Raw genomic sequence first — 17,215 nt, 5'->3', positions numbered from 1 at the left:
TAAGCCCTGACATGACCTTTTGGATTGTCGCTGGATTGGCGGCTTTTATTTTGGGCTTGTCCAAGGGCGGCATGCCGGTTGTGGCGATCCTTTCGGTCCCTCTTTTGTCACTTTTGATGGATCCAGCTCTGGCGGCAGGCCTGTTGTTGCCGCTCTATCTCATCGCTGACTGCTACGCTCTTTATCTCTTTCGGAAGGCATTTTCCGTCCGCAACCTCAAAATCCTCATCCCTGCCGTGGGTGTTGGTGTCTTGATCGCAACCTTTGCGGTGTCATCGGTTCCCGCTGACGGGGTGAAGCTGTTGCTGGCCCTTATTGGCTTTTCCTACCTCTTCAACACCATTCGCAAACGCTTGGCACAGCGCGAGGTCGAGCCGAAGCCAGCCGATGTGCCGCGTGGTCTTTTTTGGGGCACGCTCGCCGGTATCACCAGTTACATCGCCCATTCCGGCGGCCCGCCCTACCAAGCCTATGTGCTGCCGCAAAAGTTGGAGAAGATGAGCTATCTGGGCACAACCGCCATCGTTTTTGCCTGCCTGAATTGGATGAAAGTGCCAGCCTACATTTATGTCGGGCAGATGAATTGGCAGAGCATTCAACAGGCACTATGGCTCGCCCCATTTGCGCTTTTGGGCGCCTGGAGCGGCGCCCAGATCAGCCGTTTGTTGCCCGAAAAGATCTTCTTTCTCCTGATCGAGATCGCCTTGGGGCTGGTCTCGGTGAAGCTGCTCTTTGAGGTGCTGTTTCAATAGCGCTCGTAAGCAGCGCGCCACTGGCCCTTACTCAACCAAGCTCAAGCGCTCTTTCCCCTGGAAAAAGCGGATCGCCAGATAGATTAGCAAGCCGAAGGGTCCGAGCAGGAAGGTCAGCAACATGGCCGGGGCCGCCAACCAGTGCGTGATGCCACGGCGCAGCGCATCGCGGCCAATCCAAGCACCAACGAACAGGTCAAACGCCAGATAGTGAGTCCACCCGAGCAAGATACCATTGGGATGATCGAACAAACCCATCACACCTTCCAGAGAGGTGAAGCTCGCATCAGCTGATGCAGCGCCCAGAAAGAGGTGACCAAACAGAAACCCCGCGTACAGTACGCAATAAAGGACCGGATAGGTGCCACCATGGACCAGCGTCCGCGTGACCTGCCAGCGCGGTGCGAGCAGGAGCATCAGCCAAGCCGGGACAACGGCCAGATTGAGCAGCGTGAAGGCGGTTTGGTAGAGCATGGGGGTCCAAAGTGTGCAGGTGAAGGGGTGGCTGCCAGAGTAAATCAAAGCACCTTTGATCGCCTGAGATTCTTGCCTTATTCGCTGCGCTTTGGCGTCGCAGAAATTCTCAGTCCAAACTGATCTTGCCGCTGCGCGCTTTCTTCACAGCGCCGCGTTTGGTCTTGCTTTCCAGCCGCCGCTTTTTCGAACCAAGTGTGGGTTTGGTCGCGATGCGCCGCTTGGGCACATGGGCCGCCTTGCGAATGAGGTCGAAGAGCCGGTCGCGCGCATCCTTGCGGTTCATCTCCTGCGTGCGGTGACGCTCGGCCAAGATCACCAAAACGCCGTCCTTTGTCAGACGACTATCGCCTGAGGTCAGGATTTTCTCGCGCACCCGTTCAGGCAGATTGGGTGACTGGCGCACATCAAATCGCAGCTGCACCGCGGTGGCGACCTTGTTGACATTCTGCCCACCCGGCCCGCTCGACCGCACAAAGCTTTCGTGCAACTCATCATCATAGAGCGCGATGGATCGTGTGATCGGGATCTCTGCCATCACCGGCTCTCCGCAAAGGCCCAAAGGCCGCGCCCTTCGGTGCGTGCTGTTGATTCTGCCGCGCGCAGGTTCGCCGTGGCTGAAGCATTGGCATAGGCCCACCCCTGCGCCACGATCAACAAGGCAAGATCTCGCTCCCCCAAAGTGCAGGACGCCTGGTGATCCTCGCCTGCATCCTCGCGCAGGGTCAGCGTGCAGGACACTGATAGCCTGCCGACCAGACGCCGCACTGCGGTGCGGGCGAGGACCGAACAGCTTGGCGTGCGACCGTCTTCCAACCGGCAGATAGCATCCGGCGCAACCGCCTCGGTTCCGGCCAAGGTCACCATGCCGCGCCGCGTGCGCAATCGATTGGCCTCTTCCACCACGACAATACCAAGGTTCACCGGACGCGGTGGTGGCGGGGCGACAACCGGCGCTGGCAGGCGTTCCAGCGTGGCCCCCGCCTCGGGCGCATGAATGGCAGCGCCAGGGATCACTTGGCGCACCTCTGGGAGCGTTTCGGTAGCAACAACTGGCGCAGGCGGCGTGGGAACAGGCGTGGTTTCTAACGCACCATCAGCGGCATCCTCACCCTCTGGCGAGCAGGCCGCGAGCACAAGCAGTGCACTGGCAATCAACCAGCGTCGAACGATCACACGCCTACTGGCTTGCCCACACAATACGCGCCATCCAGTCGATATCCGACAAGGCAATCTTGCGATCGGGATGCTGATTGTTGAGCGAGTGCAACTCCACATGGCTGTTGGTCTTGCGCTGGAGGATCTTCGCCAGAACCTCGCCGGATTTGGTGCGCACCACAACCCGGTCATGACGGCGCACCAGCGCCCCCGGCGACACAACGATGATGTCCCCGTCGCGATAAAGCGGCAGCATGGAATCGCCGGAAACCTCCAAGGCGTAAGACTGATCATCTTCCAAATCAGGAACCGGGATGGCGTCCCACCCATGCCCGGCTGGAAAACCGGCATCATCAAAGAAGCCACCATCGCCAGCCTCGGCAAAACCGATCACCGGCACAACTTCGCTGATTCGGCGGCTCGATCGGCCTTTGGTTTCCAGCGCACTGCCGCCAAACAGTTGGGCAAAGCTGTCGAAATCCTCTCCGGTCGCGTCGAGCACCTTGAACAAGGACTCCGTTGATGGCCAGCGCGGCCGCCCGTCCTGTGCAAACCGTTTGGAGCGATTGAACGCGGTGGCATCAAGGCCGGCCTGACGGGCCAGCGCCGAAACCGAAAGCGCATGGCGGTTCGCCAACGCATCAATGGCCGACCAGATCTGATTGTGCGACATGGTGATGGGGTCCTTGAATAGGAAAGAAGACCTATTTTTTCGTATTCTGGGCATGTGTTCCTGTCCACGTCGGTAAAATTGCACGATTTAGGAATACAACCTTAACGGGATCATGGCTGCGCGTGCACCTCTTTGTTCCTGAAACGTTCCACTTTTCCTCGCACCTATGCAAAACCGCATCACCGAATTCCGGCTTGGGATTGACCGGTTTCGACGTGGAGCCTACGCCGTGGCCGAACCAAATGAGGCGAGGTGCGGCGTGACAACGCTGATTTTCAAGATTGAATCGGCCGATGTCTGGCGCGCCGCTGAAGCCGCCGGCGTCTACACCGGGGCTCCCGTTGATAAGGCCGATGGCTTTATCCACTTCTCCGCGGGCGATCAGATCGCCGGGACGTTGGAGAAGCATTTCGCCGGACGCACCGGCCTGGTTCTGATCGCCTTTGACGCTGACGCCCTTGGCTCTGATCTGCATTGGGAGGTTTCGCGCGCCGGCGCCTTGTTCCCTCATCTCTATGCCGATCTGAAGCCCGACCTGGCGATCGGCCTGCGCCCCATTCCGGATTCGCATGATCTGGTCGGCTTTGCCGATTGGGGGATCGAGATTTGAGCTTTGACCCCTGGCCGCTGGCCCGCCGCCTTGTCTTCACCCGCCCGCCGGAGGAAGCGCATACGCTGGCGCTGAAGGGTCTGCGCGCCGGTCTCGTGCGCCCTTCCGCAAAGGCCACGCAAGATCGACCTGGCTTGGCGACCAAGTTCGCAGGCCTCTCCTTCAAGAACCCGATCGGTATCGCCGCCGGGTTCGACAAGAACGGCGAGGTCCCGATGCAGATGCTGGCGCAGGGCTGCGGCTTCACTGAGGTTGGCACCACGACGCCCCGCCCGCAGTCCGGCAATCCCAAACCGCGTGTCTTCCGGTTGGTCGAAGATGAAGCACTGATCAATCGCTTAGGCTTCAACAATGAGGGCCATGATGCCATGGCCCGGCGACTCGAGGCGCTACCGGCCAAAGGAGGGCGACCGGGTGTCATCGGCGTCAATATCGGGGCCAATAAGGACGCCGAGGACCGCATCGCCGATTATGTGACCGGTGTTCGCAGGTTCGCCCGCCTTGGCGACTACATCACGATCAACATATCCTCGCCTAACACACCTGGTTTGCGCGATTTACAGGGCAAAGAGACGTTGACGCGCCTGCTTTCCGAGGCCTTGGACGCGCGGGAGACAGTGCTTAGCGGTGGCGAGATATCCCCGATCTTTGTGAAAATCGCCCCCGATCTGGACGAGGAAGGTCTCGCCGATACGCTTGAGGTGATCAGCGACAGCGCAATTGAGGGCATGATCGTGTCCAACACCACGAACGCCCGGCCTGCGTCTCTGCGCTCAGCCAAGAAAAGCGAGACCGGCGGCCTGTCCGGAAAACCGCTTTTCAATCCGTCCACGGCGATGCTGGCCAAGGTGAAGGCCGCGCTTGGGGATAGCAAAGCGTTGATCGGTGTCGGCGGCGTTGACAGTGCGGCCTCGGCGCGCGCCAAGCTGGAGGCAGGCGCCGATCTGATTCAGCTTTACACCGGCTATGTGTTCAAAGGCCCCGGTCTCATCGGCGAAATTATGGACGGTCTCGACAGAGCCAGCGAAGCGGCTTAATCGTCGGTCAACGATAGACACAGCCCAAAAGGCTTTTTGCATTGGCACGTGATAGCGACGACGCGACTCCGCTGGGCGGACGCGATGCGCTCGTGGCGTATCTGGCAGGCGGCGAGAAACCTCCCTCCGCTTTCCGCATTGGTACCGAACACGAGAAATTCCCCTTTACATTGAATGGCCATCGCCCGGTGCCCTATGAAGCGCCGGAGGGCGGCTATGGTAGCATCGAGCAATTGCTGCGTGGCATGGAAGGTCTGCTTGGCTGGGAGCCGATTCTCGATGAGGGCCGGATCATTGGCCTTGCCGACCCAACCGGCGGCGGAGCCATCAGCCTGGAGCCTGGCGGCCAGTTTGAACTCTCCGGCGCCCCGCTGGAAAATCTCCACCAGACCTGCTCGGAGGTGCACGCCCACCTTGCCCAAATGCGCGAGATCGCAACGCCGCTGGGCATCGGTTTTTTGGGTCTCGGCCATGCGCCGACCTGGACCCTGGCGGAGACGCCGCAAATGCCCAAATCGCGCTATGCGATTATGGCGAACTATATGCCCAAGGTTGGCACGCGCGGGCTCGACATGATGTTCCGCACCTGCACCATCCAGGTCAATCTGGATTTCAAGGACGAGGCCGACATGGTGCGCAAGATGCGTGTCGGGCTTGCCTTGCAGCCTGTCGCAACGGCGCTCTTTGCCAACTCGCCCTTCACGGACGGCAAGGTGAACGGCATGCAATCAGCGCGCGCCGACATCTGGCTCGATACCGACAACAACCGCGCCGGCGCCTTGCCGCAGGCGTTCGACGAAGGTTTCGGCTACGAGGCCTATGTCGATTGGGCGCTGGACGTGCCGATGTATTTTATCAAGCGCGGCAGCACCTATCATGATGTGACCGGCTCAAGCTTCCGTGACCTGATGGCAGGCACCCACGCGGCGGTGCCTGGCGAGAAAGCAACGCTGTCGGATTGGACCAACCATCTTTCGACCCTATTCCCAGATGTGCGGCTGAAACGTTACATCGAAATGCGTGGCGCCGATGGAGGGCCTTGGGCGCGCATCTGCGCGCTTCCAGCGCTTTGGGTTGGGCTGCTTTACGATGAGGCAGTGTTGGCCGAGGCCGAAGCGCTGGCCATGGACATGACGACCGAGGAACGACAATCGATCCGCGAGCAGGTGCCGGTGCACGGGCTGAAGGCGCCGTTCCGCGATGGCACCGTGCAGGATTTGGCTCACCAGATGGTGGCGCTTGCCAAAAAGGGCCTAACGGCACGCAGCCGCCTCAACCCGTCCGGCAATGATGAGACGATCTTTCTCTCAACCCTGGAAGAGGTGGTCGAGACCGGCCGCACGCCGGCCGATGTCCTGCTGGAGCGCTATCACGGTAGCTGGAAGGGCGACCTGGATCGCGTGTTCAAAGAGTTCGCGTACTAGACGTTGCATTCAGCATGTCATCCCGGAAGCGCGCTGGCGATTGCTCCGAAGGAACAGAGCAAGGCCGCGCGCTGTCCGGGATCTGCAACCGTCACGTCACTCTCAGGTCCCGGATCACCGTCGGCTCCGGGATAACGATCAGTCGGATAGCGCCCGCCAGCCGATGTCGCGCCGGCAGAATCCGTCCGGCCAATTGATGGCATCGACCGTGGCGTAGGCTTTGTCGCGTGCCTGCTGCAACGTCGTACCGCGCGCGGTCACATTGAGCACGCGTCCGCCATTGGCACGCAACGTGCCGTCTTCATCGCGCTTGGTGCCGGCGTGAAACACCATGACATCCTCATCCATCTGGTCAGGCAGGCCGATGAACGACCCCTTTTTGTAGCTGCCCGGATAGCCTTTGGTCGCCATCACGACCGACATCACCGGATCATCGTGCCACAGAAAGTTCGCCGCCGAGGCGTCACCCTGCGCGCATGCCATCAGAACCTGAGCAAGATCACCGGCGAAGCGCATCATCAGAACCTGGCATTCCGGATCGCCGAACCGTGTGTTGAACTCGATAAGTTGCGGCCCGTCTGCGGTGATCATCAGTCCGGCGAAGAGCACGCCCTTGAACGGGGTGCCGCGTGCCTTCATGCCGGCCATGGCGGGTTCGATGATCTCCTTCATCGCCCGCGCGGTCATCGCCTCGCTCATCACCGGCGCGGGCGCGTAGGCGCCCATGCCGCCGGTGTTAGGACCGGTATCGCCGTCGCCGACGCGCTTATGGTCTTGCGCAGCGCCGAACAAAACCGCCCGCTCGCCGTCGCAGAGCGCAAAGAGGCTTGCTTCCTCGCCTACCAGACAGTCCTCGATCACGACGCTCGCCCCGGCCTCGCCAAATGAGCCCTCAAAACAGGCCATGACCGCCTCGCGGGCTTCATCCATGTCCTGCGCAACCGTCACGCCTTTGCCGGCGGCAAGCCCATCGGCCTTCACCACGATCGGCGCCGACCGGTTGCCGATATAGACCAAGGCCGACGCCTCGTCAGTGAAGTGTGCATAGGCCGCCGTCGGGATGCCCATCTCGTCGCACAGCGCCTTGGTGAAGGCTTTCGAACCTTCCAACTGTGCAGCCGCCTGGCTCGGTCCAAAGGCCGCCGTGCCACTGCCTTCCAGATCATCGACGAGCCCGGCCACCAGTGGCGCCTCGGGGCCGACGACGACCAGATCGATCGCCTCGATGGCGCAAAAATCGGTCACCGCCTCAAAATCGTCGATGTCCAGATCCACCGAACAGTCGATGCCGCCATTGCCCGGCGCGCACCAGACCTCCTCGCAGCTTGGCGATCGCTGCAGCGCCCAGACCAGGGCGTGTTCGCGCCCGCCGCTGCCAATCACCAATATCCGCATCATCGACCTGCCATCGTTTGCCGCCACCATGTACCCGCCATCGTTTGCCCGACTTGCAAGTTGGTGCGGCGCTTGCCACATGCAAAAGCGCACTTTGTCCCGATTGGGAGACCAAACATGTCCAACGCCGTCAACCGTTTCCTTGGAGGGTCGCCGCTCGGCGTGTTCGTCAAGCTGCTCCTGATCTCGCTTTTGGTTGGCGTTGTTCTTTCCGCGCTTGGCCTGACGCCGCTCAGTCTGGTGGAGTTCGTTGTCGATTTCTTCCAGCGCATTTGGAACCTCGGCTTCGAGGCGCTCGGCCAGTTCGGCGATTGGATCCTTCTTGGCGCAACGCTGGTGATCCCCGTTTGGTTCATCATGCGGCTCATGGATCGTAGCAACCGCTAGCCATCCATCAGATACCCCGCCATCGCCTTGTGGATGGTGGCGTGGCGCTCACCGACCGCGTCATGGTCGGGCCCGTAGCCGCCACCGATCACGGCGGCCAGCGGCAGGCCGCGCTGCCGCACCTCCGCAATCACGAAACGATCACGCGTCATCAGCCCGTCTGAGGAGAGGCTGAGCCGCCCGAGCTTATCCTCACGGTGCGGATCGACGCCGGCATTGTAAAACACTATGTCGGGATGAAACCCATCCAGCGCGCGTGGGATCGCCGCGCCGATCACATCCAGATAGGCGCCATCGCCGGTGCCGTCCTCCAATGCGATGTCCACATCACTCTGCGCCTTGGCCTCGGGATAGTTGCGCGCGCCATGCACCGACAGCGTCATCACGCTTGGGTCCTCGGCAAAGATGCGCGCCGTGCCATCGCCCTGATGCACATCCAGATCGATAATCAGCGCTTTACTGATATCGCCATCAGCCTGAAGCACGCGCACGGCAACGGCCACATCATTGAAGACGCAGAACCCCGCCCCCTGCTCATAGCGGGCGTGGTGCGAGCCGCCGGCGGTGTTGGCCGCCATGCCATATTCCAGCGCGAGTTTCCCAGCGAGCACCGTACCTGCCGTGGCGAGCCGTCCGCGCCGCCCGACCTCCGGCGTGATCGGCAGACCGATATCTTTCTCGATCTGGCGCGGCACCGAGCCGTTGTTGACCCCATCCACATAGGCCGCGCTGTGCGCCAGCCGCAGCCAGCCATCGGGCGCCTCGCGCGGCTCGTGAAAGCCATCGGGGACGAGGCCCTCCGCGCGCAGATGTTCCGCCAACGCTCCGAACTTGCGCATCGGAAAGCGATGGCCGTCTGGCAGCTCAGCGACATAGCCGGGATGATGGACGATGGGGAGGGGAGAAGACATTCCCGCCGATATAGGCGGAGGTCGCCGGAAAGCGAAGGGCTGGTGCGCTGCGACGGGGTTCAAATAGGGTATCGATGAACCGTTGGATTTGAAGTACAGGTGGTGGTCAGTTTGATCGTGGATCATCCGGATTGATGGAGATGGGAATGACACCGAAACGGACCACACTCGCTGCTGTGGCGTTGGCTGCCGGGGCCTTGTTAGCCACACCTGCTCTGGCGGCGTCCTGCATCACCAACCAGGGGCAGTTTGAAGCCTACAAACAGCAGCTGGCGCAACAGGCGGCCACGTCCGGCGTCGGGCAGAGCGGTCTGCAGGCGCTTCAGCAGGCGCGGCTTTCAGGCATCACCTGGCGGTTTGAATCAAACCCAGCCTCGCAATCTGGTACGCGCCATCGCAGCCCAGAACAGTTTCTGACGAGCCGGTTTTCCAGTGTGAGTTCCTTTGTCTCAGGCGCCCAACAAAGGCTGCGGCAAAGCGCCGGGTTTTTCCAGGCCATTGAGCAAAGCTACGGCGTGCCCGGTTCGATCCTGGTGGCGATCTGGGGTTATGAGACCAATTGGGGCGGCTATACTGGCGACACGCCGATCGTCGGCGGTGCCGTTACCTTGGCATCCTACTGCCGTCGTCATCCTCGCTTTGAAGATGATGCGATCGCGGCCCTGCAACTTGTCGATCGCGGGCTCATTTCTGGCAGCAGCCGCGGCGGTCCCTCGGGTGAACTGGGGCACATGCAGTTTTTGGCCGGCAATTGGGTCCGCTTTGCCGTGGATGGCAATGGCGATGGCCGCGCTGACCCCAACAATGCGTCCGACGCACTCGCCACCGCAGCCAACATGCTGCGCCGCAATGGTTGGCAGGCTGGCGGTTCCTTCGCGGAAGGATCGGCCAATTTCCGTGTTTTGTCGGCGTGGAACGATAGCGGCAATTATCAGCGCGCCATTGCCTACGCCGCCGGTCTGATCGGGCAGTAGGCGACGCCATCGAAACCATCCGACGATATCGTCAAACGAAAAAGCCCGCGCTAACGGACGTCAGCGCGGGCTTTTTGTGCCGCGAAGCGCTGAGTTGTCCCAACGCCCCGAACTTGCGCATCGGAAAGCGATGCCGACGGGCTGCATAATCAGAGGGCATCGCCGCTTTGTATTTAACGTATTGACTAATTAACAATATAGTTTATTACATGGCGCATGATCGATGACGCCAAACTTGATGCGCTCTTCTCGGCCCTCGCGCATCCGACACGCAGAGCCATTCTGGCGCGGTTGGCAGAGGGAACAGCCACGGTGAACACGCTGGCTGAACCCTTTCAAATGTCGCTGCCCGCTGTCTCAAAACACATTCACGTGCTTGAGGCGGCAGGCCTCATCAAGCGCGAAAAAGATGCGCAGTTTCGACCTTGCACCCTGCAACCGGAGGCCCTGGAGGCCGTGTCCAACTGGACGGAGCAGTACCGCCCAATCTGGGAGGCGCGCTTCGATGTGATGGAAACACTGTTGAACGCTAAGAAGGACAGACAACAATGAGCGACCAGCAAGAGTGGGTCCGCATTGAACGGGAATTCGACGCTCCAATCGACTTGGTTTGGCAAATGTGGACCGATCCGGAGCTCTTTAAGCAGTGGTACGGCCCCAAGGGCATGTCCGTCCCTACGGCGCAGATGGATGTGACCGTTGGCGGTGTGCGCAAGATCTCAATGGCCATGGAAACCCCACAGCGATCCATGACGATGTGGTTCACTGGCGTCTACAAAGAGATCAAGGCCCCCAACCGTCTCGTCTACACCGAAAGCATGTGCAACGAGGCCGGCACGATCATTCCGCCGCAAAGCATGGGAATGCCGGATGATTTTCCTGACATCACCGAGGTGATCGTTGAGCTGAGCGAGGTTGACGACAAAACGCAGATGGTCATGGTCCATGTCGGTGTGGCCGAAGGAACCGCGGGCGCCGGTGGCTGGAACCAAGCGTTTGACAAATTGGCTGACCTTAGCCGTTCCTTGGCCAAGGCGGGTGCCTGACGTGCGTGATCTGGCTGTTTTAGCTTTCGTCACGCTCGATGGCGTCATGCAGGCGCCTGGCAGCCCAGATGAAGACCGTTCAGGCGACTTCGATCAAGGTGGCTGGGCCACACCCTTTTGGGAGGGCGTGATGGCGCATGTGCTGCAAACGGCAATGGAGGAGCCTTACGACATTCTGCTGGGGCGCAAGACTTATGATAGCTTCGCGGGGCACTGGCCGGATGCCCCACCCTCTGGCGCGTCAGAGCGTCTCAACCGTGCCCGCAAATATGTGGTGACGCACGATTCGGCAGGGCTGCTTTGGAACAACACCCAAGCTTTGGAGGGCAACGCCGTGGATGCGGTGCGCAGGCTCAAAGCGCAGGATGGTTTGCTGTTGCAGGTGCACGGCAGCGCACAACTGATCCAGACATTGCTGGCGCATGACCTGATCGACGAGTTTCGCATATGGACCTTCCCTGTGATGGTGGGTAGCGGCAAGCGTTTGTTTGAAGGAGGGCATCCGCCAATGGTGCTTAAATCCGTTGCGGTGGAAGCACTTGAGAATGGTGTCACGGCGCATGTGTGCCGGAGAATGGCTGCGGCTTGATTGATTGCCGCTTGCAGCGACAATTTCTGTCGCTGTCTGATCGCCGAGCATGCACAAGGCCATTTCGCAAGCCTTAGATCCGGCTAGGCTCGGTGGTGCTGTCCCCCGCCAAGTCTTTCAACGAGCGGCGGCCGTTCACGAGTAAGCCAGATAGCCCCAAAGCCCCTTTCCCTTCCTTCCCATTCCGATATAGCGTCCGGGTTTTGGTTGGCCGTGTATCTGAGTGAAGGGGTGAGAAGGTGGGTCTTAGCAACACACAGGAGCGCTATGGCGCCCTCACCAAGCTCTTCCACTGGCTGATCGTCATCTTGTTCGCGCTCCAATATGTGGGCGGCAACATCATGACCGATATGGCGCGCGGGGAACTCGTTCTTGGACTGACCCAGGCCGTCTATTACAACTGGCACAAATCCTTGGGTCTCCTGGCCTTGGTCATTGCCATACCGCGGCTCATCAACCGCAGGGTCGGGCAGTTGCCCGATTGGGCGCCGACCCTATCAAAAGGCGAGCAGCGGTTCATCCATCGCGCCGAGCAGGTGCTTTATGCCGCGATGTTTGTGATGCCCATCTCCGGCTATCTCTACGTGATGGCGGGCGATTTTGGCGTGCACCTTTTCGGCGTCTGGCGTCTGCCAAACCCCATCGGCAAATGGGAAGAACTGGCCTTCATCGCCAAATGGGTCCACATCATCTCAGGCTATGTCCTTCTGGCGGCCATTATCGGCCATGTCGGTCTTGTGCTGCGCCATCAGCTTTTTCTCAAAGACGGGCTTTTGATGCGTATGTTGCCGCAGAAGAAAACCTAAGCGTCGGCACCGCTCCACATGGCTGAACGGTCCGAGCCACAGGCCATTATGACCCCTGACTTTCCCGTCACCCACCGTTCGGTGTTTGCCATCGCTGCGCCGATGACGCTCGCTTTCATCTCAACGCCGCTGGTGGGCCTTGCCGACACTTGGACCATCGGCCAGCTGGGCGATGCCGCGCTGATCGGCGCGATCGCCGTCGGCGGGATCATTTTCGACATCCTGTTCACCACCATGAACTTTCTGCGCTCCGGCACGACCGGCCTCGTGGCACAGGCCTTCGGCGCGGGGCGCAAGCGCGAGGAAGCAGCCATCCTCGCCCGCGCACTGATCTTGGCCGTCGGCATCGGGGTTATGGCCATCCTCCTCCAAACCCCTGTCTTGCAGGCGAGCCTCTGGTTCATCGGCGGCACGGAACGCGTGCAGGAGGCGGTGATCGTCTACTTTTTGGTGCGCATTCTCGCCGCGCCGCTCACGCTCTCCAATTATTCCATTCTCGGCTACTTCTTGGGCCGCGGCGAGGCGATGACAGGCCTCGCGCTGCAAACGGTGCTCAACCTCACCAACATCGCTCTCAACATTCTGTTCGTCCTGGTCTTCGATTGGGGCGTCGCCGGCGTCGCCTTCGCCAGCGTGCTCGGTGAACTGGTGGCGGTGCTGCTCGGGCTGTTCCTGGTTTGGCTGCGCCTGAGAAATTCACCCTGGCCGACCCGCGCTGAGGTGCTCGACCGCGCCGAACTGGTCCGCATGATGGGCGTCAATCGCGACATCATGATCCGCTCGTTTGCGCTGCTCTTCGCGTTTGCGACCTTCACCCGGCTGTCCGCCCAACAGGGCGAGGTGATGCTGGCGGCCAACGCGATCCTCGAAAAATATTTTTTGCTCGCCGGTTACTTTCTGGATGGCATCGCCACCGCCGCTGAACAGTTGGCGGGCCGCGCCGTCGGCGCCAAACGCCGCGCGCCTTTCGCCCGGGCGGTCAAGCTCTGCGCGCTCTGGTCGGCGGTGCTTGCCGGGCTCGCCACGTTGTTCTTTTTGGTCGCTGGCGGGCCGATCCTCGACTTCATGACGCCGGCCGAGGATGTGCGTGCGCTGGGTCGTGAGTTTCTGATCTTTGCCGCGCTGACGCCGGTGGTCGGGGTCGGCGCGTTCCTGATGGATGGGGTCTATATCGGCGCCACCTGGTCGCGCGACATGCGCAACATGATGCTCGCTTCGCTGGCGCTCTATCTGCTGGCCGCCTATACGCTGACCCCGGCGATGGGCAACACCGGCCTCTGGCTAAGTTTTTTGCTGTTCCTCGGCATTCGCGGCATCACCCTCGGGATGATTTTGCCCAGGCGGATGGACGCTACCTTCGGCCCCGCCTAACGCCAGTCCCCAACGGTCATTTGGACCGCGGTCAATGCAGCCACCGCCGCCGTGTCGGCACGCAAGATGCGCGGCCCGAGCGCGATCGGTTTGGCGAAGGGCGCGGCGAGAAGCAGTTCGCGCTCGGCTGGCGAGAAGCCGCCCTCCGGACCGACCAGAACGGCTTTCGGTTTATCGCGACTAAGTTCCAGTATTCTGGTCGGAGTCGCGACTTCGGCCTGCTCGTCGCACCAGAATACCACCCTATTCTGGTCCCAAGTCGCGACTAACTCGGCCAAATTCTGCAGAGGTTTTAGGCAGGGGACCGCCAGTACGCCGCACTGTTCCGCCGCCTCAATGATGTTTGCTTCCAGCTTGTCGGTCCGCAGTTTTGGGCTCTGCGTGTGCTCGGTGATCACCGGCTGAAGTGCGCCCGCGCCCATCTCCACGGCTTTCTGGACCATCCAATCCATCCGCTCCTTTTTGATCGGTGCGAAGAGAAACCAGAGATCGTTGAGCGGTGTTTGCGGGCGGGTTTGGACAAGCACTTTCAGCGATCCCGCCCGCTTATTCTCTCGGGTCACCTCAACCCGCCACTCACCATCTTTTCCGTTGAACGCCAGCAGCTTAGTGCCTGTTTCCATGCGCAGGACCGTCAGCAGGTAGTGCGCATGCGCCTCCGACAGAGCATTGTCCGCGCCCTCTTGCAGGTCATGCGCTACGAACAGCCGCTGGCTTTTGAAATCAATCCTGGGGGGCATTGTCGCGCGACCCTTGCTCCGAATCCTTGCGCGCGGCAGGGTGATCCCATGAGCGAAACCCCGTCCAACACGCCCGAATACTCCGTCAGCGAGATTTCTTCAGCCGTCAAGCGCACCGTGGAGGATGCCTTTGGCTATGTGCGGGTGCGTGGCGAGTTGGGACGGGTCAGCAGACCGGCATCGGGGCATATCTACACCGATCTGAAGGACGACCGCGCGGTGCTCTCTTCGGTCATGTGGAAGGGCACGGCGCAGAAGCTGACGTTCAAGCCTGAAGAGGGTTTGGAGGTCATCGCCACCGGGCGCATGACCACCTTCCCAGGCCAGTCGCGCTACCAATTGGTGATCGACCGGATCGAACCGGCGGGCGTCGGCGCGCTGATGAAGCTGCTGGATGAGCGCCGGAAAAAGCTAGCCGCAGAAGGGCTATTTGCCGAAGAGCGGAAGCAGCTTTTGCCCTTTTTGCCGAAGGTCATCGGCGTGGTGACCTCACCATCGGGCGCCGTGATCCGCGATATTCTGCATCGCCTGTCCGACCGCACGCCGGCGCATGTGCTGGTCTGGCCGGTGCGGGTGCAGGGCGAGACCAGCGCCAAGGAAGTCGCCAACGCCATCCACGGCTTCAACGCACTGGAGCCGGGCGGACCGATCCCCCAGCCGGATGTGGTGATCGTCGCGCGTGGCGGCGGAAGCTTGGAGGATCTTTGGTCGTTCAACGAGGAGATTGTCGCGCGCGCAGCGGCGGAAAGCCTGATCCCGCTAGTTTCTGCGGTCGGTCATGAGACGGACTGGACGCTGATCGATTACGCCGCCGATGTGCGAGCACCAACGCCGACAGGCGCGGCGGAAATGGTGGTGCCGGTGAAGGCCGATCTGGTGCTCACCGTGGATGATTTCGCGCGCCGCCTTACCGCCTCAGCCCTGAGAGGGGTCGAAACCCGCCGCCGCGACCTGCGCGCTTTGACCCGCGCCCTGCCACAACCTGATGCCTTGCTGACCACGCCGCGCCAGCGGCTCGACCAGGCAAGTTTGCGCCTGGCTCAGGCTCTCACACGCGGAACCATGACCCAGCGCGGCAGGCTGGATCGTGTGGCAGGCCGGCTCACCCCACGCCTCATCACCCAAGGACTCTCTGAGCGACGCCAAGCTGTGTATGTCCAAGGTGACAAGCTCACCCGCGCCCTGGATCAACGGCGTCAGCGGCAGCTGGACCGCCTGGCTAACCTTGGTAGCCGCGTTTCACCGCGTGCTGTTCAACGGCTGGTGGGCGATGGCAGGCGCAGCCTTGGCCAATTGGATGCCCGTTTGCTGCGGGCTATTGGCCAGCACTTTGATGCACGGAAGAATCAGGTTGCTCAGCGCGCCAAGCTTCTTGATGCGTTCAACTACCGCCGGGTATTGGATCGCGGCTTTGCCGTTATCCGCGATACCGCTGGTACCCCTTTGCGCCAAGTCGCAGCGCTTGATGCGGCCGGTGCGGTTCAAATCGAACTGGCCGATGGCACCCGCGATGCGGTTGTTGGTGGCGGAACAGATGGCTCATCACCCAAGGCCGCTAAGCCCAAATTGGCCAAACCCAAACGTGTCGTTGATGCCCGCCGAACGCCCAAGCAGGAAAACCTGTTTGATTGAACCGAACGGAGAGGTCGAGCGCTACGTCAGATCGCGTGCGCTTGAGGTGCCGCCCCGTTGGAAATCAGACGACTGGTCACGATGCGCATGACGGCTAGTCCAAAACTTGGATCCTCAAACTGGAGCCGCATAAATCGTTCTTTGTCCAGTTCATAAACGAGCACGTCTTCAAGACATCGCGCCGACGCGGTTCGTCTTGACCCGACCGTGAAAAAGGCAATTTCGCCGAAAATGGAGCCTTCGGACAACTCAGTTTCAAGCTCTTCGATCAGAACGCGTCCCGTTTCCAGCAAGTAGAATTTGTCGACGGCATCGCCCTTCTCGAACACTTGCGTGCCAGCCTGGAACCGGCGTTTCTTGCCGTAGCGTCTGACAACGGAAAAGTCTGGTTGGTCATCCTCGGACATCGCTTCCAGACGACCGCGAAGCGAAAGGATTTGCCAAAGTCTAAATCCGTTGATCGGCAGCAGGATGGCTTCCATGACCAGGAGTGGCCAAAGCTGGAGCATCATTGCGTAGGCGATAAACAGCACCGATGAGACCATGGCCAGAACACGCAACGGGACCATCGTGTTCATGGCATAGGTCGCTATTGTGATCGCCGAGGCCATCCACCCAATGGCCTCTATCCAAACGGTAACATCCACGCCTGATATCTCCCCACTACGCCTTTTGCCCGGCGCTTCAGCGTAGTTTTGACCGCGCTGCACCAAACGCCATGGGCAAAGCGTTACCGCGCGCTACCATCAATAGCCACCTTTGCTCACCGGGGTCAGCTAGGTGAGCAGGGAGCATCCCAAGGAAGTGGTTGTTGGAGGCAAAGGGCTGCGCCTTTCTCCAGAGCATGCCCTCGGTCCGTTCAGAGAGCGCAATGGCGATGGAACGCTCCAGTCGTTTTTCCCCGTTCTCGCAGGTCGTGGTCCCATCGGGCTTTGTCCCTCAGCCCGTGAGATCGCTGTGCGCAGCAGCAGCTTCCTGACCAAAACAGCCTTTGACAACTATCTACGCTATGGGCTCATCCACCCGAGCGCGCCGACGACGCTCGACTTCAAGCAGGCGCGCCCAACAACACATTATGATTGGCGGACTCGTCGCGACGGACGCGTGCGCCCCTCTCATGCCGAGAACGATGGCAAACTGTTTGCCTGGGACAACCCGCCACCAACCGGGCATCCCAGAGATGCGCCAGGCTGTAGATGTACGACAGAGCCCAACTAGCTAGAGATCGCGGAGCAC

21 protein-coding genes are annotated in these 17,215 nt (G+C 60.8%); 13 read left to right on the top strand and 8 right to left on the bottom strand.

From position 1 onward, the window contains the following. Positions 1–11: 11 nt before the first annotated feature. The gene (locus JJ917_10590; GenBank protein MBO6699267.1) at positions 12–752 is read left to right on the top strand and encodes a sulfite exporter TauE/SafE family protein; all 741 of its coding nucleotides are present in this window, start codon (positions 12–14) and stop codon (positions 750–752) included. Between the two features lie 27 nt (positions 753–779). Here JJ917_10590 and JJ917_10585 read toward each other — a convergent pair whose 3' ends face one another. The 4 genes from JJ917_10585 to JJ917_10570 all read right to left on the bottom strand — a co-directional run bounded on the left by JJ917_10585 (position 780) and on the right by JJ917_10570 (position 3,057). Continuing rightward, on the bottom strand, positions 780–1,226 hold the full coding sequence (locus JJ917_10585; protein ID MBO6699266.1) for a DUF4281 domain-containing protein: 447 nt from the start codon (positions 1,224–1,226) through the stop codon (positions 780–782). A 109-nt stretch (positions 1,227–1,335) separates the two neighbouring features. Continuing rightward, positions 1,336–1,764 carry an aminoacyl-tRNA hydrolase gene (gene arfB, locus JJ917_10580; GenBank protein MBO6699265.1) on the bottom strand — a complete coding sequence of 143 codons (429 nt, stop codon included), beginning with the start codon at positions 1,762–1,764 and terminating at the stop codon, positions 1,336–1,338. Next, positions 1,764–2,402 carry a hypothetical protein gene (locus JJ917_10575; GenBank protein ID MBO6699264.1) on the bottom strand — a complete coding sequence of 213 codons (639 nt, stop codon included), beginning with the start codon at positions 2,400–2,402 and terminating at the stop codon, positions 1,764–1,766. The genes arfB and JJ917_10575 overlap by 1 nt, the downstream gene beginning before the upstream one ends. A gap of 4 nt (positions 2,403–2,406) precedes the next feature. Beyond that, positions 2,407–3,057, bottom strand: coding sequence for a helix-turn-helix transcriptional regulator (locus JJ917_10570; GenBank protein MBO6699263.1), 651 nt, complete (start codon positions 3,055–3,057; stop codon positions 2,407–2,409). Between the two features lie 166 nt (positions 3,058–3,223). Between JJ917_10570 and JJ917_10565 the strand changes: the two genes are divergently transcribed. From JJ917_10565 to JJ917_10555, 3 genes are read left to right on the top strand one after another with little or no spacing between them, the layout of a single operon-like run. After that, complete coding sequence (locus JJ917_10565; protein ID MBO6699262.1) at positions 3,224–3,667, top strand: DUF952 domain-containing protein; 444 nt, start codon at positions 3,224–3,226, stop codon at positions 3,665–3,667. After that, complete coding sequence (locus tag JJ917_10560; GenBank protein MBO6699261.1) at positions 3,664–4,704, top strand: quinone-dependent dihydroorotate dehydrogenase; 1,041 nt, start codon at positions 3,664–3,666, stop codon at positions 4,702–4,704. Before JJ917_10565 ends, JJ917_10560 begins: the two co-directional genes overlap by 4 nt. A 41-nt stretch (positions 4,705–4,745) precedes the next feature. Then, on the top strand, positions 4,746–6,128 hold the full coding sequence (locus JJ917_10555; GenBank protein MBO6699260.1) for a glutamate--cysteine ligase: 1,383 nt from the start codon (positions 4,746–4,748) through the stop codon (positions 6,126–6,128). A 138-nt stretch (positions 6,129–6,266) separates the two neighbouring features. Here the strand turns inward: JJ917_10555 and purD are convergent, their stop codons facing one another. After that, positions 6,267–7,523, bottom strand: coding sequence for a phosphoribosylamine--glycine ligase (gene purD / locus JJ917_10550; protein MBO6699259.1), 1,257 nt, complete (start codon positions 7,521–7,523; stop codon positions 6,267–6,269). Between the two features lie 117 nt (positions 7,524–7,640). Here purD and JJ917_10545 point away from each other — a divergent pair, with 117 nt between their 5' ends. Continuing rightward, a complete protein-coding gene (locus tag JJ917_10545) occupies positions 7,641–7,910 on the top strand; it encodes a hypothetical protein (protein ID MBO6699258.1) in 270 nt (89 codons plus the stop codon). On the opposite strand, the gene JJ917_10540 is transcribed toward JJ917_10545, so the two are convergent. Continuing rightward, on the bottom strand, positions 7,907–8,821 hold the full coding sequence (locus tag JJ917_10540; GenBank protein MBO6699257.1) for a histone deacetylase: 915 nt from the start codon (positions 8,819–8,821) through the stop codon (positions 7,907–7,909). The two genes, JJ917_10545 and JJ917_10540, sit on opposite strands and share 4 nt — an antisense overlap. 146 nt (positions 8,822–8,967) lie before the next feature. Between JJ917_10540 and JJ917_10535 the strand changes: the two genes are divergently transcribed. From JJ917_10535 to JJ917_10510, 6 genes are all read left to right on the top strand, one after another. Then, entirely contained in the window at positions 8,968–9,795 is an 828-nt protein-coding gene (locus JJ917_10535) for a lytic murein transglycosylase (protein MBO6699256.1), read from the top strand. 216 nt (positions 9,796–10,011) lie between these two features. Beyond that, positions 10,012–10,347: a winged helix-turn-helix transcriptional regulator gene (locus JJ917_10530; protein ID MBO6699255.1), complete on the top strand. Its 336-nt coding sequence runs from the start codon at positions 10,012–10,014 to the stop codon at positions 10,345–10,347. Further along, a complete protein-coding gene (locus JJ917_10525; GenBank protein MBO6699254.1) occupies positions 10,344–10,841 on the top strand; it encodes an SRPBCC domain-containing protein in 498 nt (165 codons plus the stop codon). Before JJ917_10530 ends, JJ917_10525 begins: the two co-directional genes overlap by 4 nt. A gap of 1 nt (position 10,842) precedes the next feature. Then, positions 10,843–11,430, top strand: coding sequence for a dihydrofolate reductase (locus JJ917_10520; GenBank protein MBO6699253.1), 588 nt, complete (start codon positions 10,843–10,845; stop codon positions 11,428–11,430). Between the two features lie 239 nt (positions 11,431–11,669). After that, positions 11,670–12,236 (top strand): cytochrome b, encoded by a 567-nt coding sequence (locus tag JJ917_10515; protein ID MBO6699252.1) that lies wholly within the window; start codon positions 11,670–11,672, stop codon positions 12,234–12,236. Between the two features lie 18 nt (positions 12,237–12,254). Then, positions 12,255–13,607: an MATE family efflux transporter gene (locus JJ917_10510; protein MBO6699251.1), complete on the top strand. Its 1,353-nt coding sequence runs from the start codon at positions 12,255–12,257 to the stop codon at positions 13,605–13,607. Here the strand turns inward: JJ917_10510 and JJ917_10505 are convergent. After that, positions 13,604–14,347 (bottom strand): 16S rRNA (uracil(1498)-N(3))-methyltransferase, encoded by a 744-nt coding sequence (locus tag JJ917_10505; protein MBO6699250.1) that lies wholly within the window; start codon positions 14,345–14,347, stop codon positions 13,604–13,606. The two genes, JJ917_10510 and JJ917_10505, sit on opposite strands and share 4 nt — an antisense overlap. 48 nt (positions 14,348–14,395) lie before the next feature. Between JJ917_10505 and JJ917_10500 the strand changes: the two genes are divergently transcribed. Continuing rightward, complete coding sequence (locus JJ917_10500) at positions 14,396–15,979, top strand: exodeoxyribonuclease VII large subunit (GenBank protein MBO6699249.1); 1,584 nt, start codon at positions 14,396–14,398, stop codon at positions 15,977–15,979. 26 nt (positions 15,980–16,005) lie between these two features. On the opposite strand, the gene JJ917_10495 is transcribed toward JJ917_10500, so the two are convergent. After that, the gene (locus JJ917_10495; protein MBO6699248.1) at positions 16,006–16,626 is read right to left on the bottom strand and encodes a cyclic nucleotide-binding domain-containing protein; all 621 of its coding nucleotides are present in this window, start codon (positions 16,624–16,626) and stop codon (positions 16,006–16,008) included. Between the two features lie 133 nt (positions 16,627–16,759). Here JJ917_10495 and JJ917_10490 point away from each other — a divergent pair, with 133 nt between their 5' ends. Next, a complete protein-coding gene (locus JJ917_10490; GenBank protein MBO6699247.1) occupies positions 16,760–17,197 on the top strand; it encodes a hypothetical protein in 438 nt (145 codons plus the stop codon). The last annotated feature ends 18 nt before the right edge of the window (positions 17,198–17,215 follow it).

This window comes from Hyphomicrobiales bacterium, assembly GCA_017642935.1.
In the GTDB taxonomy this organism is placed as follows: domain Bacteria; phylum Pseudomonadota; class Alphaproteobacteria; order Rhizobiales; family MH13; genus MH13.
The sequence above is the reverse complement of the archived record's forward strand: the minus strand, read 5'-3'. Positions and strand labels throughout refer to the sequence as shown.